Below are 19480 nucleotides of genomic sequence, written 5' to 3'. Positions count from 1 at the left end.
CTCGGACCGACCATCGTTCACACGGTTCCCGGCCCATCGCACCACCGGGCCCGATGGTCGATCACGACGCCGACTGACCGTTCGCGCTCTCGGGTTCGATCGGCTGCATGGCGATCCACAGGGCCGCGAGCACGATCAGCACGTTCACCGCGGCGACGAATCCGCCGTTACTCGGGCGCCCCATCGCGTACCAAACCGTCGGAACTATCGCGAGGATGCCGACCAGTACGGCGACTCGCGGTTCGATCCCGTCGAAGTTCATAGCCAGATGTGGGTACGATCCGATCAAAAGCGGTGTTCGTGATTCTCGGAGTGTGGGAACGACCAGCCCCCTACATCGGGGACACCTGCTGAATTTTGGACATGGAAGCCGAGCAACGCTCAGGAGAGGAACCGACTTACGAGCCCGCGATATCTCGGGAGATCAGCCACGACGAGTTCGATCCGATCGGGACGCTCACCCTGATTGCGATCTACTTTCTGATACTGCTTTTCATGTGGTTTTTCGTTTACTTCGTGGAGTTCCTCGGCAACGATCCGACGGTGATCGGTTCGGTCGGGCCGGTGATCCTCGCATGAACATACACAACTACGAGAAACTATGGTTGGTCGCGGCGATGGTCCTGATCGTCGTCTTCATCGTGACGATCACCTACGGCAGTGTCGGGCTCGGCATCGCCATGATCAGCGATTCAGAAGAGACGATCGCGCCCGACGAAATCAACGACCACCCCGGCTTCGGTGATCCCGGCGTCGAGCAGGTCGGAGAGAACGAGTACGAGGCCCACGTCGTCGCGATGACGTTCATCTACCAGCCAAACGAGATCGAGGTGCCGGCCAACAGCGAGGTGACGTTCTACGTCACGAGCCGGGACGTGATCCACAGCTTCAGCGTCGCCGGCACCAACGTGAACACGATGGTCATTCCCGGTGAGATTTCGGAACTCACCGTCGAATTCGACGAACCCGGCGAGTACGGCATTCTCTGTAACGAGTACTGCGGGATCGATCACCACAACATGGAGGGGACACTGACCGTCGTTCCCGAAGACGAGTTCGAACTGGACGGTGATTCCGAATGAGCGCGGGCGTCGAGGATTCGTCCGACGTCGTGGGAGACGGCCAGCCCGGCGTCCTGGCTGGTACTCAGTCCGGCGAGCTGAGTGAGGGTGCCTACGTACACCAGTTTCCGCGCGAGGCCGCGGTGATTCGGGCGGCGTTCTGGAGCGCGTTCGTCTCACTCGCCATCGGGGGCCTCTTTGGCTTCGTTCAGGTGCTCCACCGCGCCGACGTGCTCCGATTCGTCGATTCGGCCGACTACTACACCGTGCTGACCGCCCACGGGGTGTTGCTGGCGATTACGTTCACCATCTTCTTCCTCGTCGGCGTGTTCACGTGGGCGATGACGACGAGCCTCGAGCGCGAGGTCGAGGACATACGGTTTACCTGGGCCTGGTACCTGACGATGCTCGCCGGGGCGGCGATGGCGGCGATCCCGATCTTCGCCGGCTTCACCGACGCGACGGACATGAGCGCGAGCGTGCTCTTTACGTTCTACGCGCCGATGCAAGCGCATCCGCTGTTCTACCTGGGCCTTACGGTCTTCGTCGTGGGTACCTGGATGGCTGGCGCCGACTGGCTGCGATCCTATCGCGCGTGGCGGCGTGAGCATCCCGACGATCGGATTCCGTTACCGGCGTTCATGGTCATCACGACCACCATCATGTGGCTCATCGCCAGCCTGGGGGTCGCCGTCGCCATTCTGGCATTCCTGTTACCGTGGTCGCTCGGGATCACCGAGAGCGTCAATCCGCTCTTGACCCGGACGCTGTTCTGGTTCTTCGGCCACCCCGTCGTCTACTTCTGGTTGATGCCGGCGTACATGATGTGGTACGTCATGCTGCCGAAGATCTCGGGCGGAAAACTGTTCAGCGATCCGCTCGCCCGCGTCGTGTTCGTTCTCTTTCTGATCCTCTCCGTGCCGACTGGCATCCACCACCAGTATCTCGATCCGGGGATCGCGGAGGGCTTTAAGTTCATCGCGATGACGAACACGATGTTCCTGCTGCTGCCGAGCTTGCTCACCGCGTTCACCGTCGTCGCCAGCATGGAACACGGCGCCCGCCAGCGCGGCGGGGAGGGCAAACTCCGCTGGCTGGGTGCGCTACCCTGGCGTGACCCGGTGTTCACCGGGATGGCGCTGGCCGGATTGCTGTTCGCCGCGGCTGGCTTTTCCGGCATGGTCAACGCCGGGATGAACATCAACTATCTCGTCCACAATACGTTCTGGGTGGTCGGACACTTCCACCTCACCGTTGGAACGGCCGTCGCGCTCACGTTCATGGCCGTCACCTACTGGTTCCTGCCGCAGGTGACCGGCAAACCGCTCTGGGGCCGTTCGGTGGCCCTCGTCCAGACGGTCCTCTGGTTCGTCGGGATGGTGTTCATGTCGAACGCGATGCACCGCGGCGGTCTGATGGGCATCCCGCGCCGCACGGCCGAGCCGCAGTACGACTTCGCGTTCGAAGCCTCCGTCGGAACGGTCGCAGAACTCGACGCGCAGGTCGTCCTGGGCGGGACGCTGCTGACGATCTCGTTGCTGTTGTTCCTGACGGTTGTCGCCATGACGTCGATTGGCGGACGCGGTTCCGTTCCGGACAACGGGTACGCGGACTCGCTCTCGGGCCCCGAGCACGCTCCGGCGGTCCTCGACAACCTCAAACTGTGGACGGTCGTGGCGGTGATCCTCGTACTCTTCGCCTACGCCATGCCGCTGTGGAGCATCATCGAGCGCGGCGGCCTCTTCGGACCCGGAATCGAAGGAATAGACGCGATTCTCCCGTGGATCGACCCGGTCGTGACCGCCCTCCAGTCGGTGGTGAGTCCCTGACATGCGCGTTCACCCTGCCCTGCTACTGGTCCTGGTCGCCCTGACGGTTCCCTTCGTCGTCGAACTTCGGACGATGGCCGTCTGGGTAGGGATCGAGCTTTCGCTCGTTCAGACCGCCGTTATCGGCGTCGTCCTGGTCTGCGCCCTGCTCGTCTGGGCGCTCCAGCCGCCGAAAGAGGCGTGTGCGGACGCGTCGGACGGCTAGACATCCACCGGTATAACCGGTTCGAACGGCGAGGCGACCCGTAGGTGCGGAAACCGTCGGGTCAGATCGGGTCACGACTCGCCCGACCACCGGAGTTGATATCGCCAGGTGTCGTCCGATCACCGATGGACCGAATCGAGTTCAGATACACGGTCGGCATGGACGACGACGCGCTGCAACGCTACCTCGAGCGCGAGGAAACTGCCGTGCTCGCCCTCGCCGACGATGGGGACGCGTACGCGATCCCGGTCGCCTACCACTACGCGGACGGCTCGCTGTACGTCCGACTGGCCGACGACGGCGACAGCGCGAAGATGCGCTACCTCGACCGAACGGAGACCGCCTGTCTGACGCTCTACGACGTCGACGAGACCGGCGACTCCTGGAGCGTGCTCCTGACCGGCTCGTTGCGGCGACTCGACGGTGACGAGCGAGCGTCGTTCGACGAGACGGCGGTCAACGAATCGTTTCTGGAATTGCGCGTCTTCGACGAGGATATCGAGGAAATTGCCCTCGCACTGTACGAACTCGAGATCGAGACCGCCGTCGGCCGACGAACTCCCGAGTAGCGCTGGTAGACTGCCCGTGGCCGCGACGACCGTTTCACACCGACCACCGGTTGTGTTCGCGGGCGTCCGTGTGGCTATCGGTGGTCGCTTCAGAACCAACGGATCGTGTGCACCCCGTCTCTTCCCGGAGTACTGACGCTCAGAACGGATCGGCTTGCAGGCCGTACGTCCTTCCACCAACGAGGCAGACCAGCGACGCAGAACGAAGGACGAATACTGACCGCCTTCAGGTTGCCGGGGATTATCGTGCGCTTCGTCGGAAGACACCGACTCGGTTGCCATCTTCGTCGTACAGCGCCACCGAGTACTGTTTCTGTCCGACGACTTCTTCGAGAGCATCGACCCGGATCTCGAAGGGCCCTCCTGGATCATCGACGATGGCCACTTCGCGGTCGCCCGAGGTAACCTCGATTCGATCGACGCCCTCGGTACTCGTCAACTGACAGGTGATCAGGTCGTCCGTTTGCTCGCACTCGAGGTCCGCCGTAACCTCCGAGCCGGAATCGCTCTCGAACGCGCCGCCGAAGTCGAGCATCATGGGCGAAAATTGCACCACCGCCAGGACGATGACGATGACGACGAACACGGAGAGGTTGATCTTCGAGACGTTTCGAGCGAAGAACCGGGCGGCCGGATGTTCGGCCGTCCGTCGAAGGCGAATTGCCAGGGGAACGATCACGAAGTGCGTGAGCGGCCCCCAGACGATCAGGGCGAACCCGTACGCCATCACGTAGTGAAGGAACGTCCAGTCCGGTCGGTACGAGAGGAGCAAGGAGGCTGCTGACCAGCAGAAGAAGCCGAACACGAGGAGGCCGCCGCTCTTGAACCAGCGCCAGATCGGCGTGTTCGCGTAGTAGATGCTGAGCAGGTCGTTCCACGCCCGCCTGACGATACGTCGTGGCGCCGATCGGTTCGCGGTCGTTGAATTTGCCATAGATTTGTTTGGTTCCCGTCGGGATGGATGATCGTTCACGCTCGAATCTCGGGTTCTGTGCTCGTGATCATTCGAGTCGTTCGTGGCGTCCCACGTACCCGACGGCCGTCTTCCGGTTTCACTCGGTCGTACGGGGTCCACTACGGTGGGTCGTTTCCCGAACTGGTTCGACGGTAGAACGGTCGTCGAACGTGCGTCGGTCTCTCGCCGGTGCGGTCGTAATCGAGGAGAATTCGATCGCCCGCTCAGGCCCCGATGGACCAGAGCTGGGTGATCAGATACCAGTTCAGGATGTACGTGATGACGAACGCGGTCAGGAAGATCAGACAGAGCACGAACGTCCCGCGCATCTCGTAGGCGTGGACCGGATCGTCCGGATCGTCGGCCATCTCCAGACTCTCGCGAGACTGGGCGATCTTCGTTCCCGCCGACTTCGTACCGCCGTCTGCGACGAGGTCCCAGTCCCCGCCCGGTTCGATGCGCTCTCCGAACAGGACGGAGAGGACGGCGAGCGCGATGAACAGCGCCCCGCCGATGATCGCGATGACCGCGAAGATGCCAAAGACCGCGAACAGCGGAGTGGCGGCGTCGAGGCTGAACTCGTAGCCCGCCCGCGGGATGTTCTCGACGACTTCCGGCGTCCGGCGCGGAACGCCGTAGAGGATGCCGACGTACATCATCATCAGCGCCGTGATGCCCATGGCGCCGCCGTAGAGGAACGGCTGGGCCGAGGCCAGCTTCGTCGAGATGAACTGGCGCATGAACATGGTCCGGATCAAGAAGTAGATCAGGCCCATGAACGTGATCGTCGTGCCGAGGACGACGGTGCTGTGGAAGTGCCCGACGGTCGCGAACGTGTTGTGCCACGCCATGTTGAGCTGGAGCTGGCCCATCAACACGCCCGTAATGCCGCCGAGGAATCCGAACAGGATGATCGCCAGGATCGGCGCGGAAAACGCCGGGTTTCGCCACGGCGCGGAGGTGAGCCAGCCGAAGAGGCCGCCGCCCTTGCCGCGTTTTCGCCGACCGGCTTCGATGCCGGCCGGGATGGCGAAGGCGTGAATGAGGCTCGCGAGCGTCGCCCCGTAGAACGCGTAGGAGGTGTTCCAGATCCGCCAGCCGGTCGAGATGCCGGGGTCGACCAGCAGGTGGTGGGCCGCGCCCATGTTGATGAAGAAGAGATAGAGGACGAACGCCGTTCGCGAGACCTTCTCGCTGACGACTTCCGCCCCACCGACGACGTGGGTGAGGAAGTACCAGACGACGATCATCGCCACGAGATTGATCTGCTGGGTACCGTGACCGACGATCCAGAACCACATCCGGTAGGCGGCGGGGTCGAACTGCAGGATTTCCAGGCGCCAGAGTAACCCGCCGGCGAAGGCGACGACGCCGCCGAGCAGCGCTTCGACGGCGATGATGCTCGTGATGAACGCACCGAAGGTGACGAGCGGAAGGCTCTCACCTTTGTTCTCTCGCTTTTCGTTCCAGAGCGCGACGAAGAACGGCAGGGAGGCGACGACGACCCCGAGAACGAAGAGCAACGCGCCCCCGTAGAACAACGGCGCAGATGGAAGCGGAATGTAGGCGGTCAGAAGCGGCGCCTGGTCGGGCGCGCTCGTGGTCCATATCGAGTAGTAGACGGTGATCGTCCCGGCGACCATCGTGAGGTAGCCGAGCTTCGCGAATTTCGTCAACGGCAGCCGCCTGCCGAGGACCATCGGACCGCCGACGTAGAGGATGCCGACCTCCATGAAGACGATCCAGAAGAGCAGCATGCTCCAGGCGTGCATGCTGAGGTGGATGTAGTAATCGGTGGCATCGAGGAGACCGATCGCCTCCCATCGGGTCGTCGCGACCGTGATCGCGAAGATCCCGCCGATGATCAGGTAGACGAGCGCCGTCAGGCCGAAGAGCTTGACGTGGTTTTCGACCGACCGGTGGACGTTCAGCCCGGTGATTCCGCACATTCGAAAGCCGTCCTCGTCGTACTCGTTGTCGAACAGTCCGAGGACGTCGAACCTGTGGGCCATGGTCAGGCTTCCTCCACGTAGAGCGTCCCGGCCATCGACTCGTGGCCGTCGCCACAGAACTCGTTACACAGCACCCGGTAGGTGCCGGGTTCGTCGAACTCCATGGGGACGATCCACTCGTAGCCCGGGATCACTTGCAGGTTGATCTGTTTGCTCAGCGTATCCTCCGGTCGGATCGAGAATCCGTGCTGGACGTCGGTCGAGCCCAGGTGGAAGTCGTACTCTCGGCCCGCTTCGAGGACCACCGGGAGGCCGTCCCACTGGTAGGTCATCGCGTTGATGTAGACGCTGTCGCCCGGCGGGATCAGGTGGCCGTCCTCGTTCTCGTCGGCTTCTTCCTTGTAGGCCTGGACGGTGTCGAAGTACTCGTCGTCCTCGACTTTGTAGCTCTGTCCGATCGGGTTCTGATCGCCGATCCGGGTGAACGCGCTCATCCACCCGAAGAGGACGACGGCCCAGGCCGTCCCGAGCCCGAGCCAGATCGTCTCGCGTCGGTTGATCGGTTGATTCCACCAGTTGCCTTCCGGCGGCTTGATCGGTGACGTCATCGAATCACCGTGCGGGTACCGTATAGATGTCTAGTAGCCCCCAGCCGACGTACGAGACGGCGAAGAACAGCAGGGCTAGCAGTGCTAGTAACCACACGTTGTCGTACAGCCGCTGCATGAACGGCGGCTCGTCGTCGGGATGAATCGTACTCATGGCGTACGTGAGCGAGTCGGGACGTAAGGGCGGTAGCCGTTCTCCCGTACGGGTTCGCCCTAGTTCTCAAATCCTGGGAGTTCCGAGCCGAACACCCTCGATATACGGCGACTTTACATAGCGGAGCGTCTCGTGCTGAGGCTCGGCGATCGCGTTTTTTTTTAATCGTCGCCGGTCTGCGGCCGCGACCCGAATTCTTATGGTATTGGGGTATCTAAACAATACTATGTCAGATGCGCCATCTGCTACCGACCCCGACGACGAGTCACTCGAATCGATGACGATCGTCCTCGAGACGAACGATCCCGAACGAGCGTGGAACGCGTTCAGACTCGGAATTACGGCGCGCGAGGCCGGCCACGACGTTTCGGTCTTCTTACTCGGCGAAGGCGTGGAGGTCGAAACGATCGACGACGCCCCGTTCGACGTCAGAGACCGCATCGAAGCGTTCCTCGAGGTCGACGGCCACCTCGAAGCCTGCGGAACGTGTCTCGAGATGCGCCAGGAGGAAGGAGAGTACTGCCCGATGTCGACGATGAGCGACCTGCTGGAACTGACGACGAGCGCCGATCGGGTGTTGACGATCGGCTAGGCCCGGACGCGGACTACCCCGTGGTACTTTTTGAAACGACGGTGTACAGTACACGATGTACGACCGAATACTACTCACGACGGATTTGAGTCTCGGTGTCGACGACGCGATCGAGCACGCGATCGACGCCGCGACGCGGTACGACGCTACCGTTTACGTACTGTACGTAATCGACGCAGACGCCTACAGTTCGTACCCCGGGGACGAGTACGTCCACGAATTCGAAGGGCTCGAAACGGCGCTCGAACGTGCCGGAACGGACGCCGTCGACGCGATCGCCGAGCGAGCGACGGCTGCCGGGGTCGAGACGAAAACCGCGACCCGTCACGGGGTTCCCCACGAGGAGATCCTCGCGTTCGCCGACGAGACCGATATCGACCTCGTCGTGGTCGGTTCCAAAACGCGGTCGGGTGAGTATCGACGCCTTCTGGGGAGCGTTGCAAATCGCGTTGCAACCATGGCCGAGCAACCGGTGACGATCGTAAAGACGCGCGTCGACGATTCGGCGTGAGCCGGGTCAGTTCGTCAATCACACCAGAGCCGTCTTTTCGGTCGGTCACCTACTGGTAGTATGGACGACACACATTCAACGCGGCCGGACCCAACCAGACCGATCACTCGACGGACAGTTCTCACCGGCGTGACGGTTGCGGGTCTAGCCGCAGTCGCCGGCTGTCTGGACGATTCGGACGACCCCGTTTCTGACCCGATCACGATCGAACCGGAAATGGCCTGTGACAACTGTACGATGGAGATCGGAAACTATCGCGGACCGGCCGGTCAGTCGTTCTACGACGAGCCCGAGCCGATCCTCGAAACCGACGAAGACCGCCCGGCGCAGTTCTGCAGTTCGCGATGTACCTACGGATTCACGTTCGATCACGAATCTCAGGCCGAGCCCACCGTCGTCTACCTGACGGACTACTCGAGCGTCGACTGGGAGGTCGTCACCGGCGGCGACGCACCCGAGATCAGTCGCCACCTGGACGCAGAGACGTTCGCGGATCCGGCGGAACTGACCCTGGTCGTCGACAGCGACGTCCACGGGGCGATGGGTCGATCCCTGATCGGCTTCTCGGATCCGGACGACGCCGAGTCGTTTCAGGACGAACACGGCGGCGATCGCTACGAACACGACGAAATCACGCCGGAACTGCTCCAGTCGTTGATGGGGTAGGGCCTTCTTCTCTAGCCGAATTCGCGCCGAGCCCACCGAACGATTCACCGTCGCAGCGCCCACGCCGCGACGACCAGTGACCCAACCAGCCAGGCGGCGAGACCGAGGATACTGGCCGGTACGGAGGCGGTCTCCGGCCCCGATCCGGCGGCCGTCGTGATCACCGTCTCGAAAACCAGCCCGCGGTAGGCGCTCAGGGGACTGATCGCGATCGCCTCGAGCAGCGCCGACTCGGGAAGGTAACCGGCAGAGAGACCGAAGACGAGCGCCAGATCGAGTCCGACGAGCAGGACGATCAACGCGACGATCGCGAGGACCAGGCCGCTTCGAATCCCGCCGGCGAGCGCGGAAATCGCGAGCGCCACCGCCAGAACGACGAGTGCGAACGCGATCGTCAGGAGGACGAACCGGGCGAACAGGATCGGCGAATCGGCCCCGGCGGTGGTCGCGTAGATCGCCACCGGCTCCTCACGACGGAACGCCACCGCGCCCCCGACGATGACGAGCGGGGTCACGATCGCGATCAGGAGACCGACGGCGCGACCGATATAGACGCCCAGAACGTGTTCTCTGGCGGAAACCGGATACGTCGCGAGCACGTCGAGTTCTCCGCGGGCATCGTCGGCGACGATCGCACGATAGCCGAACGCCACGGCGATGATCGGTACGAGCAGTTCCAGCGGCGTGAGGAGGTCGACGACCGTCGGGACGTATCCGGCTGTCACGCTCCCTGTGAGCGCGATCCCGAGCAGGATGGCCGCCAGCGCAGCGGTCAGGAAGAGGTAGGTCCGGGTTCGAGCCACCGTCCTGAGTTCGCGACCGAACAACCGCCAGACGCGCTCCGCAGGGCCGGGCGGGCTGGCCTTCCCGGTCATGCCGTCTCACCCTGGACGCGGACGCTGTAGAGGTCGCCCGAGACGGTCTGTTCGTATACCGCTCGGAGCGAGTCGACGCCCAGGCGGTCACGCAGCTCCGTGGGGTGCCCACGCGCAGCGACCCCTCCGTCGTCGAGAACGTACACGAGATCGGCCGTCCGCTCGACCAGCCCCATCTCGTGTGAGGTCAGTATAACGGCTGTGTCCGTGGCGGCGATTTCGCGAGCCACCTCGTAAATACGGGTACTCATGCCGGGGTCGAGACCAGAGCCGGGTTCGTCGAGGACGACGACGGGCGGATCGCCGATGGTCGCCTGTGCGATCCCGACCAGTCGGGTCATACCGCCGGAGAGCGCGCCGACATCGCGACCGGCCGCGTCGGCGAGCCCGACTCGTTCGAGCCGATCACGCGCTTGCGCGCGACCCTCGCCGACCAGCGAGGCGTAAAATTCGAGCGTCTCGAGGACGGTGAACCCGGGCCGAAACGCCGGACGCTGGGGTAGGTAGCCGATTTCGCGGGGGACGGACGGTCCGCGGTACCGGACCGCACCAGCGGTCGGCTCTTCGAGCCCGGCGAGGGTGCGCAGAAGCGTCGTCTTTCCCGTGCCGTTCGGGCCGATCAACGCCGTCACGTCGCCGGCGTCGGCAGTCAATGAAACGTCGTGAAGCACCTGCACGTCGCCGTAGGAGAACGCGACGGCCTCGGCAGTTAGCACGGTCGAACCCGCCTGATCCGGGTCGTTCGATTCGTCGGATCGATCCACCGACGTCGGGGCATCGTTGGCTGGTGAGTCCGCGTCGTGGACACTCGTCCGCGTCGTATCTTCGTTTGTCATGGTTCTGATACCGTCGTTCCGTCGCAAGCGTAGGCGTCGTCGGTCCAGTCAGTGCTCGCGAGCAGGGCTGGATTGTTCGGTTCGCACGTTGGTGTGAGATCGGCAATACTCGCCGTTTGCATCCCCGAAATAGAAGCTTCGAGCCCCGCCAGGGCATCGACCGCCGGCGCGCGGGCCAGCGTTTCGATCCCGTCGGTCGTGTGCATTCTGGCGCCGACCGGATCGGTCGGCGAGTAGGCCCGTGCCGGCGGATCCCCATCAGCTAAGGTCGTAGCTCCTTGCCAGTAGTTACCCACCCCGTCGTGCGACCAGATTCGAAGCGGTCCGTGACCGGCCGTCGCGTGGCGATCGTTGGCGACGAAGTCGTTTTCTATCACTCGATTTGTGGGGAGGACGGCCGCCGCGTGGGCGCCAACGCCGTTTCCGGCGAGGAGGTTTCGCTCGTAGAGCGAGGCGTCAGCTTCGATCCGAAGACCGACATTGTTGTGCTGGAGTACGTTCTCCGCGACGTACGATTCCGAGCCTCCGATGGTGATCCCCACGTCACTTCCGCTCACGTCGTTGCCGACGATCGCGTTCCCCACCGGGCCGGTCATGACGTAAATGCCGGTGTTGGAAACGTCTCGAAGGACGGTATCTGCGATGAGTGCGTCGTTCGTGTGCATGAGGTGGACGCCCAGGACGCCACCATGCACCTCGCTGTCCCGGAGGACGAATCCGTCCGATCGGTACATGAACACCGGATCACGGCCACCGATTACCGTCACGTTTTCCGCGACGCCCGGCGATCGGAGCGCCATCAGACCAGCGTACGGCCGGTCGGCGTCTGCGGCCGCTTCGACGGTGACGTTTCTAACGACAGCGCCGGGGCTCTCTCGGAGGGCGATCCCGTTCGCTCGCAGGTCGATCGAAACGTCGACGATCGAGACGCCGTCGGCGACGTGAGCGCTGATCCCGGCGTCTGCACCGCCGTAGTTAACCTGGAACCCATCGTCAGGGTGATCTCCCTCCGGACCCGGGAGCGTGTCGGCTTGGGTCGCGTTGAGTCCGCTTCCGGCGACGGTGAGGTTGCGTACGCCGACGTCCGGGTGGGTGACCGTCACGACCGATCCGTTCTCGTTCCCGCGAATCGTCGCCTCACCCTCGCCGGCCAGGGTGATCGGCCGATCGATCTCAACGGTCTCCTCGTAGGTCCCGTCGGTAACGACGACGGTCGTGTTCGCCGGGGCCGCGTCGATTCCCTCCTGAACGGTGGGAACGTCCTCGCCCACGACCACCGACGCTGGCCTGTCTCCGTGCGCGCTGGCGCCGGCGACGACCGCCTCGGCGTCCGCTACCTGTCCGTCGACGCGCTCGCGGACATCGTCGGCGTCGTCGCGCTCGAAGGACCGATCGGTCAGCGCCTCCCAGGATTCGACGGTCCCGCCGTACCGCTCTGCGAACGCCGCTGCGCTCTCCCGGTCACCGAACGATGGAATCGTTTCGCCGGCGGGAGATCGGGCTTCGCTTCCGACGACGTACCACGCCGACTCGGCGGGAATCCAGTCGGGGTCGCGTTCGACGATCGGGTACCCCTCAGTGGACAACTCGACCGAGGTGTCCGCGTAATCGGTGACGTAGCTCGCGCGTGTGTACCCGAACCGCTGTTGATGGCCGGGCTGTCCCTGGTTCGCGAGGTAGGTGTCCACGCCGTAGTAGCCAACGACGTACTCGTACTGAGAGTAGAACGTCTGAACGCGCGGGAGCGACACCTCCGGTCTGTCGAGCAGTGCGAACTGAGACTCGAGGGTCAGGCCGACGGTGACGGTGTCGTCGAACTCGACCGGTTCCGGTTCGGTGGATCCGGTTTCGACCGTGAAGAGAAGGCCAATCCCGACCAGAGAGACGGCCAACGCCAGCACGAGAATCCAGACCCAAAGCCGTTGGTTCACACGCAACCCTAGCACCGTAAGCGACAAAGTTGATCTGGTGTGACCGTCGAAAGCGACGAGGAATCGTCGATGCCACCGTCGATGACGGTCGTGCGTGTATCTCTCGGAACGGTCGTGACCACGTTACTCGACCGGACGAAGCTCCCGGCCGCATCCGCGATCACGCGGTCGAGGAACGTCGTGAGGTGGTGCGTCACTACTGAACTCCCTCGAGCGCGTCCAGGAGAGCGTCTACCTCGTCTTCAGTGTTAACCGCGTGGACGGATGCGCGGATCGCGTCCGGTTCGGGAAGCGGTCGGACGACGATTCCGTCCGCTCGAATCCGTTCCGTGACGGCCTCGGGGTCGTCGACGGCGATCGTAACCAGGCCGGATTCCGGAGCGGGTGGACTCAAGAGACGATCGGCTGGGACTTCGTCGGCGAGCCGTTCTGCCAATCGACGTATTCGATCCTCGATGGTTTCGATGCCGATACGCGCGGTGATTTCGATCGCCGCCTGGAGCGCGACGTGCGGGGCGGGATTGATCGTTCCGATCTCGAACCGAGTGGCACCTGGAGCGAGTTCGTACGGATCGGCGGTCGCCTCGACGACGCCGCGATAGCCGAGCGCACCGGGGACAAGCCCATCGGCCACGGACGCTTCGACGTACAGGAAGCCGCCACCCCACGTGCCGAGCAACCACTTGTGTCCGGCCGCCGCGACCGCATCCGCGCCCCACTCCGCGAAATCGATCGGCGCCTGACCCGGCCATTGGACGGCGTCGACGAGGACGAGTGCGCCCGCCTCGTGGGCGATCTCTGTAAGTTCTCTGACCGGCAATCTGGTCCCATAATTCCAGGAGAGTGCGCTGAACACGACGAGCTTCGCGCCGGCGACGGCGTCGCGATAGGCGTCGAGATCGATCCGACCTCGCTCGGTTTCGACGACCCGGACCTCGACGCCTCGTCCGTGTTCCAGTCGCTGCCACGGGAGGATGCCCGCGGGGTGCTCCAGATCGGTACGGACCACGATATCGCCTGGCTCCCACTCGAGTGCACACCCGAACCGGTTGATGGCGTCGGTCGTACTCTGGGTGAGCGCGATTTCGTCCGGCGACGCGCCGACGAATCTGGCGACGGTTTCGCGGACGTCGTCGTAGGTGTCGAACGCGGCCGTGTACATTCCCTCACCACCCGGCGCGTCGAACTCGTGATACTCGAGAATCGATTCGGCGGCGTCGACGACCGGTCGAGGACTCGGACCGCTCGCACCGAAGTTCAGGTACGTGACGTCCGAAAGCGCGGGTATCGAGTCGCGCAGATCCGCTGGCGTGGTGATCGGTTTCGCCACGGTTAGTCCTCCGTTTGCAGTTTCCCGCCGAGCACCTTCGCGGCCGTCAGAATCGGATCCCAGACGGGACTAAAGGGCGGAGCGTACGCGAGGTCCGTATTCTGTAGTTCTGAGACGGTCAGTTCGGCCGAGAGCGCCGTCGCGACGGTGTCGATGCGTTTCGTGCCCTCCTTCCCGACGACGCTCGCCCCGAGGACGCGCCCCGTCGATTCGTCGGCGACGAGCGTCACGGTGAGTTTCGTCGCACCGGGGTAGTAGTGCGGCCGAGTCTGCGCCTCGATCGTGACCGATACGGGCTCGAAGCCGGCCGACCTCGCCCGTTCTGCGTCGAGAATACCGGTCCGCGCCGCGCCGAGATCGAACGCCTTGACGATGGCCGTGCCCGCCGTTCCACCTGTCCTCATCGGATCGCCGGCGACGGTCGATCCGATCGCTCGACCGGCGCGGTTGGCCGTGAGCGCGAGCGGAACGTGATCGGGTTCGCCGGTGACGACGTTCGTCACCTCCGCGCAGTCGCCGGCGGCGTAGACGGACTCGATGACGGAACCGTCGGACGCGTCGAACGTCCGGCCGTACTCGTCGGTCGCGATTGCGCCGGTCGGGCCGAGTTCGATCCCGGCGTCTTCCGCGAGTTCGACGTTCGGCGCGACGCCGACGCCGACGACGACCAGATCCGCGTCGGCCGTCGCCGTCGCGTCGCCGTCCTCGTAGGCGATCGTTTCGACGGTTTCATCGCCGGCGAAATCGCTCACCGCCGTTTCGAGGTGGAGGTCGACGCCCCGCTCGCGAAGGTGGTCTTCGACGGTTCTGGCGGTCTCCTCGCCGAACGGCTGGAGCGTCCGGGGAAGCATCTCGTACATCGATACGTCGATCCCGCGTCCGTCCAGCGCTTCTGCCATCTCGACGCCGACGTAGCCGCCGCCGACGACGGCGGCCGTCTCCGGGTCGCGCTCGGTGACGTACCGCTCGATTGCGTCTGCCTCGTCCATATCGTGGATGGTGAATACGCCCTCGAGGTCGAGCCCGTCGAACGGCGGTTCGATCGCGCTCGCGCCGGTCCCGATCAACAGGTCTCCGTAGCGCTGTTCGACGGTCGTTCCGTCGCGTGCGACCGTCACCGACTTTGCGTCCGTGTCGACCCCGACGACCTCGTGGTTCGTTCTGAGGTCGACGTCTCGCTCTTCTCGAAATTCTTCCGGCGTTACGGCGACGAGGTCGTCGAGTTCGGGAACGGAACCCTTGACGTAGTAAGGCATCCCGCAGGCCGCGTAGGAGACCCACTCACCCCGTTCGAAGACGATAACGTCTCGACTCGGATCGTCACGCTTGGCCTTACTCGCGCCACTCATCCCGGCTGCGTCACCGCCGACGACGACGAACGGATCTGTCATAGACGACAATACGGGACCGACTGGTAAAGTATTTCTCAAACTGTGCAATACTAACTGGTCGGAATAGATCTCCCGTTGCTGGTTCACCGACTCCGTCGGCGAGGAGGAAATCCGAAGCTCGTCGACGGGCCGGGGGACGGATCGCTACTCGACGGATTCGACGATTTCGATCCCCGACGAGGCCCCGATGCGGGTCGCTCCGGCTTCTACCATCTCCAGCGCATCGTCGAAGGTGGCGATACCGCCAGAGGCCTTCACGCCGGTGTTCCCGTCCAGCGGTTCCCGGATGGCTTGGATCTCCTCCGGATCCGTTCCCCCGTCGTAGCCCACCGCCGTCTTGACGAAGTCCGCTCCTCCCTCGGCCGCGAGCTCCGACGCGCGACTGATCTCCGCCCTCGATAGCGCCGGCGACTCGATGATACACTTCAACGGGCTGTCCCCGACCGCATCCTTTACGGCGGCGACGTCTTCGACGACGGTCTCGGCGTCGTCGTTGGCGAAGGCCGTCCGGTTCATGACCATGTCGAACTCGTCGGCGTACTCGGTGAGCGCCTCGACTTCGGCCCGTTTCGCCGCTGCGTTCTGAATTCCGTACGGAAAACCAACGACGACGACGACCTTCGCCTCGTCGCCGAGTAGCTCGTCGGCGAGTTTGGCGTGGTACGGAACGACGACCGCAGAATAGAAGCCGTACTCTTTGACCTCCGAACAGAGGGTTCGAATTTCCGCTTCGGTCGACGCCGGATCCACGTTCGTGTGCTCGATGATCGACGCGATTCGGTTCGGCTCGTCTCGAAGATCCGAAGCCAGACTCATACCGACGCTACGACCTTCCGATACAAACGTCCACCGCCACGATCGATTGGCTGATGCCTGCTCAGGACTGACTGGCCGCCGGGGGACTGTGACGTATGGATCACACGACCGGTCGTAGGCGATTATTTTTCTTCTGCTATCTCCGATTCGTCCCCGCCAGCGGCGTCCGGCTGGGGGCCGCCACCGGTTTGGGACTCGTGCGCCTCGCTCCAACCGCCCGCGTCGACGATCTCGAAGAGCTTTCGCCAGTTCTCGTCGCCTTCGCTCTCGGGGAGCTGATCGCGTAGCTGCTGGAAGTCCGATGGTGGGACCTGTTCGGCGACGAAATCGATGATGACGCGAGCGTGATAGGCGGCCTCGGCGTCGTCGACCCCGTCACCCTCGATCTCGCTGACGCGCGTGACAAACTCGCGCCAGTCGAACCGCTGGCCGTGGTCGTGTACGGCACCGGTCAGGAACCACTTGATCTCCAGCGGAAGATTCGCCGCGAGATCTTCGGCGTTCCCCTCGGGGATGCGCTGGCCGAGGGTCATGAGCGTCGCTCGGATGGCCCTCACCGTCCGCCCGGTGTCCGGATATTCGAGTCGGTGCTGGATCTGGCCGGTGAACTCGTCGAAATTCATCCCACTAGCTCCAGCCACGAGGAGTATCGTCAATCCCCACCGTGAGTGCCAGCAGGGGTGATTGTCACGTCGACGCGACTGCCTCGATCGCGAACTCGTCTTCGGATCGTCGGCCACAATGTGACTCACGATTCACACCGAAGCGACACTCGGTAGTACGGGGTACTCTCGGAACTCGTAGAAGCTGTGAAATTGCGTTCTAAGACGGTCGTTCTCCGGATGCGTCTCACAGACTTAGATGGAAGAAACCCGGAGAATATCGCGTCGGTTTTTGCGCTGTAGTGGGGTGGCCGCGATCGTCAGACCAGCAACTGAACGTCGGATTCGGCCATGTGCTGAAGGGCGGTGGCCGCGCCGACGCCGGTCGTCACGCCGTCGTAGAAGTCGTCCTCGTCGTAGTCCATCAACTCGATCGTCATCTGACAGGCCTGCAGGTCGACGCCGGTCTCGAGCGAGAGATCGATCAACTCTTCGATGGTGGCGGTGCCGTTTTCGTCGATTTTCTTTCGCATCATTCGCGTCGCCATGGCGTCCATTCCGGGGAGCGCTGCGAGAGCGTTCGGCATCGGCATGTTCGGGTTACCGACCGCAGAGAGCTTGAGGTTCTTCGAGTTCTCCTCGTGGAGGATGTCGAGTCCCCAGAACGTGTGAAAGACAACGACGTCCCAGTCGAAGGCTGCGGCCGTACTCGCGAGGATGAGCGGCGGGTAGGCCATGTCGAACGTCCCCTGCGTGGCGATGATCGTCATCTTCTTCCCGTCGTCGGTGTCGGTAGCCTCGATGGACGCTTCCAGTTCAGCGACGCGGTCGCGCAACGCCTGGATTGCTTCGCCATCGAACTGACCGTCGTCGACGGTGGGTGTCGTATTTTCGGTACTCATCTTACGCGGTTTTCTCGACGTAGTGGACGTACAGGTCGTCGTCTTCGGTCTGATCGAGCAAGGCGACGCCGTCGGTTCCCTCGGCCCAGCCTTTGATATCGCTCATGCTACCGGAGTCGGTCGAGATGACTTCGAGTACGTCTCCGTCTTCGAGGTCGTCGACCGCGCCCTTCGTCTTCACGATCGGCATCGGGCAGGACAGTCCTTTCACGTCTAGCGTCTCGGTTACGTCGTATTGTGAACTCATGTTGTATCGATGCTCTGTATTGGAGCTATCACACAATATCGTACCGGGCCATAAAAGCGTATCGATTATTGGGCGTGTAGTGGACAACCGCACTATTGAGGGTATCAAATTATGTGGGAGGATTCATCTTATTGCATCTAACGTGCGTTTAGAGCCGGTCTATCATCATCGAGGGCTCAGTAGTATTGCACAGTAGGGGAAATTCTATGAAAACTCTTATGTGGTCCGGCCCGGTACGGTGAGGTGTACAACATGGAAGACATGGACTTTCCAACACCAGACGTTGCGGTCGAATCGATCGCCCCCGACGAACTGAAAGCCCGAATCGACGCGGGTGAGGACGTAACGATTCTCGACGCTCGAATGCAATCGGACTTCGAAGAGTGGCGGATCGACGGCGAGAACGTCTCCACGATCAACGTTCCGTACTTCGAATTCCTCGACGAGGATCTCGACGAAGACATTCTTGCACAGATTCCGGACGACGACCAAATAACGGTTCTCTGTGCGAAGGGCGGAGCCAGCGAATTCGTCGCTGGAACGCTCAAAGAACTCGGCTACGACGTCGATCACCTCGAAGACGGAATGAACGGCTGGGCGCGCATCTACGAGCGCGTCGAGGTCTCTCAGTACGAGGGGTCGGGGACACTCTACCAGTACCAGCGCCCATCTAGCGGCTGCCTCGGCTACCTCCTCGTCGACGGCGACGAGGCCGCGATTGTCGATCCGCTACGGGCGTTCACCGATCGGTACCTCGCTGACGCAGACGAACTCGGCGTCGACCTGACGTACGCGATCGACACCCACATTCACGCGGACCACCTCTCGGGCGTTCGCACGCTCGCCGAACGCGGTGTCGAGGGCGTCATCCCCGACGCGTCGGTCGACCGCGGAGTCACGTACGCAGACGAGCTGACGGTGGCAGACGATGGCGACGAGTTCACCGTCGGCGACGCGACGATCGAGACCGTCTACACGCCCGGACACACCTCCGGGATGACATCGTACCTCGTCGACGGCGGGCTGCTCGCGACCGGCGACGGCTTATTCGTCGAGAGCGTCGCCCGACCCGATCTCGAAGAGGGCGACGACGGCGCACCGGAGGCCGCCGCACAGCTCTACGAGTCGCTCCAGGAGCGGGTGCTGTCGCTCCCTGAGGACACGCTGATCGGCGGTGCTCACTACAGCGACGCCGCAGAACCCGCCGATGACGGTACCTACACGGCACCGATCGGCCAGCTCGTCGACACGATGGAGGCGCTCACGATGGACGAAGACGAGTTCGTCGACCTGATCCTCTCGAACATGCCCCCTCGGCCGGCCAATTACGAGGATATCATCGCGACGAACCTCGGCCAGCGCGAGGCCGACGACGAGGAGGCCTTCGAACTCGAACTCGGCCCGAACAACTGCGCCGCAAGCCAGGAATCGCTGGCCGGTGACTGACT

22 protein-coding genes and 1 pseudogene are annotated in these 19480 nt (G+C 63.2%); 9 read left to right on the top strand and 14 right to left on the bottom strand.

Annotation, left to right across the window (positions count from 1 at the left end):
- Nucleotides 1-61: 61 nt before the first annotated feature.
- On the bottom strand, nucleotides 62-262 hold the full coding sequence (locus tag NKH31_RS17230) for a DUF8131 family protein (RefSeq protein ID WP_254863023.1): 201 nt from the start codon (nucleotides 260-262) through the stop codon (nucleotides 62-64).
- Between the two features lie 101 nt (nucleotides 263-363).
- On the opposite strand from NKH31_RS17230, the gene NKH31_RS17225 reads away from it, so the two are divergent.
- The 5 genes and pseudogenes from NKH31_RS17225 (at nucleotide 364) to NKH31_RS17205 (ending at nucleotide 3664) form a co-directional block, all read left to right on the top strand.
- Nucleotides 364-579 carry a hypothetical protein gene (locus NKH31_RS17225; protein WP_254863022.1) on the top strand — a complete coding sequence of 72 codons (216 nt, stop codon included), beginning with the start codon at nucleotides 364-366 and terminating at the stop codon, nucleotides 577-579.
- Nucleotides 576-1064 (top strand): annotated as a pseudogene (locus NKH31_RS17220) (cytochrome c oxidase subunit II); the annotation flags it as partial. The gene NKH31_RS17225 and the pseudogene NKH31_RS17220, both read left to right, overlap by 4 nt.
- A 14-nt stretch (nucleotides 1065-1078) precedes the next feature.
- Entirely contained in the window at nucleotides 1079-2890 is a 1812-nt protein-coding gene (locus NKH31_RS17215) for a b(o/a)3-type cytochrome-c oxidase subunit 1 (RefSeq protein ID WP_254863021.1), read from the top strand.
- 1 nt (nucleotide 2891) lies between these two features.
- On the top strand, nucleotides 2892-3095 hold the full coding sequence (locus NKH31_RS17210) for a hypothetical protein (protein ID WP_254863020.1): 204 nt from the start codon (nucleotides 2892-2894) through the stop codon (nucleotides 3093-3095).
- Between the two features lie 125 nt (nucleotides 3096-3220).
- On the top strand, nucleotides 3221-3664 hold the full coding sequence (locus NKH31_RS17205) for a pyridoxamine 5'-phosphate oxidase family protein (protein WP_254863019.1): 444 nt from the start codon (nucleotides 3221-3223) through the stop codon (nucleotides 3662-3664).
- A gap of 241 nt (nucleotides 3665-3905) precedes the next feature.
- Here the strand turns inward: NKH31_RS17205 and NKH31_RS17200 are convergent, their stop codons facing one another.
- The 4 genes from NKH31_RS17200 to NKH31_RS17185 all read right to left on the bottom strand — a co-directional run bounded on the left by NKH31_RS17200 (nucleotide 3906) and on the right by NKH31_RS17185 (nucleotide 7333).
- The gene (locus tag NKH31_RS17200; protein WP_254863018.1) at nucleotides 3906-4598 is read right to left on the bottom strand and encodes a hypothetical protein; all 693 of its coding nucleotides are present in this window, start codon (nucleotides 4596-4598) and stop codon (nucleotides 3906-3908) included.
- Nucleotides 4599-4843: 245 nt separating this feature from the next.
- The gene (locus NKH31_RS17195; protein ID WP_254863017.1) at nucleotides 4844-6631 is read right to left on the bottom strand and encodes a cytochrome c oxidase subunit I; all 1788 of its coding nucleotides are present in this window, start codon (nucleotides 6629-6631) and stop codon (nucleotides 4844-4846) included.
- Nucleotides 6632-6633: 2 nt separating this feature from the next.
- Complete coding sequence (locus NKH31_RS17190; RefSeq protein ID WP_254863016.1) at nucleotides 6634-7179, bottom strand: cupredoxin domain-containing protein; 546 nt, start codon at nucleotides 7177-7179, stop codon at nucleotides 6634-6636.
- Between the two features lie 4 nt (nucleotides 7180-7183).
- Nucleotides 7184-7333 carry a hypothetical protein gene (locus NKH31_RS17185; protein ID WP_254863015.1) on the bottom strand — a complete coding sequence of 50 codons (150 nt, stop codon included), beginning with the start codon at nucleotides 7331-7333 and terminating at the stop codon, nucleotides 7184-7186.
- Between the two features lie 226 nt (nucleotides 7334-7559).
- On the opposite strand from NKH31_RS17185, the gene NKH31_RS17180 reads away from it, so the two are divergent.
- Genes NKH31_RS17180 through NKH31_RS17170 form a run of 3 tightly spaced genes read left to right on the top strand, consistent with a single transcriptional unit; the run spans nucleotide 7560 to nucleotide 9102 of the window.
- Nucleotides 7560-7925: a DsrE family protein gene (locus NKH31_RS17180; protein ID WP_254863014.1), complete on the top strand. Its 366-nt coding sequence runs from the start codon at nucleotides 7560-7562 to the stop codon at nucleotides 7923-7925.
- A gap of 55 nt (nucleotides 7926-7980) precedes the next feature.
- Nucleotides 7981-8436 carry a universal stress protein gene (locus NKH31_RS17175; RefSeq protein WP_254863013.1) on the top strand — a complete coding sequence of 152 codons (456 nt, stop codon included), beginning with the start codon at nucleotides 7981-7983 and terminating at the stop codon, nucleotides 8434-8436.
- Nucleotides 8437-8496: 60 nt separating this feature from the next.
- On the top strand, nucleotides 8497-9102 hold the full coding sequence (locus NKH31_RS17170; protein WP_254863012.1) for a nitrous oxide reductase accessory protein NosL: 606 nt from the start codon (nucleotides 8497-8499) through the stop codon (nucleotides 9100-9102).
- Between the two features lie 44 nt (nucleotides 9103-9146).
- Here NKH31_RS17170 and NKH31_RS17165 read toward each other — a convergent pair whose 3' ends face one another.
- The 9 genes from NKH31_RS17165 to NKH31_RS17125 form a co-directional block, all read right to left on the bottom strand.
- Entirely contained in the window at nucleotides 9147-9977 is an 831-nt protein-coding gene (locus NKH31_RS17165; RefSeq protein ID WP_254863011.1) for an ABC transporter permease, read from the bottom strand.
- Entirely contained in the window at nucleotides 9974-10813 is an 840-nt protein-coding gene (locus NKH31_RS17160) for an ABC transporter ATP-binding protein (RefSeq protein ID WP_254863010.1), read from the bottom strand. Before NKH31_RS17160 ends, NKH31_RS17165 begins: the two co-directional genes overlap by 4 nt.
- Nucleotides 10810-12744 carry a NosD domain-containing protein gene (locus NKH31_RS17155; protein ID WP_254863009.1) on the bottom strand — a complete coding sequence of 645 codons (1935 nt, stop codon included), beginning with the start codon at nucleotides 12742-12744 and terminating at the stop codon, nucleotides 10810-10812. The genes NKH31_RS17160 and NKH31_RS17155 overlap by 4 nt, the downstream gene beginning before the upstream one ends.
- A gap of 196 nt (nucleotides 12745-12940) precedes the next feature.
- A complete protein-coding gene (locus tag NKH31_RS17150; protein ID WP_254863008.1) occupies nucleotides 12941-14074 on the bottom strand; it encodes an aminotransferase class V-fold PLP-dependent enzyme in 1134 nt (377 codons plus the stop codon).
- 2 nt (nucleotides 14075-14076) lie between these two features.
- Nucleotides 14077-15465 (bottom strand): FAD-dependent oxidoreductase, encoded by a 1389-nt coding sequence (locus tag NKH31_RS17145; RefSeq protein ID WP_254863007.1) that lies wholly within the window; start codon nucleotides 15463-15465, stop codon nucleotides 14077-14079.
- 144 nt (nucleotides 15466-15609) lie between these two features.
- Nucleotides 15610-16281 (bottom strand): deoxyribose-phosphate aldolase, encoded by a 672-nt coding sequence (gene deoC, locus NKH31_RS17140; protein ID WP_254863006.1) that lies wholly within the window; start codon nucleotides 16279-16281, stop codon nucleotides 15610-15612.
- 122 nt (nucleotides 16282-16403) lie between these two features.
- Nucleotides 16404-16904, bottom strand: coding sequence for a DUF2267 domain-containing protein (locus NKH31_RS17135; RefSeq protein ID WP_254863005.1), 501 nt, complete (start codon nucleotides 16902-16904; stop codon nucleotides 16404-16406).
- A gap of 299 nt (nucleotides 16905-17203) precedes the next feature.
- Nucleotides 17204-17785, bottom strand: coding sequence for a DsrE/DsrF/DrsH-like family protein (locus tag NKH31_RS17130; RefSeq protein ID WP_254863004.1), 582 nt, complete (start codon nucleotides 17783-17785; stop codon nucleotides 17204-17206).
- A 1-nt stretch (nucleotide 17786) separates the two neighbouring features.
- Nucleotides 17787-18032, bottom strand: coding sequence for a sulfurtransferase TusA family protein (locus NKH31_RS17125; protein ID WP_254863003.1), 246 nt, complete (start codon nucleotides 18030-18032; stop codon nucleotides 17787-17789).
- Between the two features lie 252 nt (nucleotides 18033-18284).
- Here NKH31_RS17125 and NKH31_RS17120 point away from each other — a divergent pair, with 252 nt between their 5' ends.
- On the top strand, nucleotides 18285-19478 hold the full coding sequence (locus tag NKH31_RS17120; protein WP_254863002.1) for an MBL fold metallo-hydrolase: 1194 nt from the start codon (nucleotides 18285-18287) through the stop codon (nucleotides 19476-19478).
- Nucleotides 19479-19480 lie beyond the last annotated feature (2 nt).

This window comes from Halovivax gelatinilyticus (assembly GCF_024300625.1).
GTDB lineage: Archaea > Halobacteriota > Halobacteria > Halobacteriales > Natrialbaceae > Halovivax > Halovivax gelatinilyticus.
The sequence above is the reverse complement of the archived record's forward strand: the minus strand, read 5'-3'. Positions and strand labels throughout refer to the sequence as shown.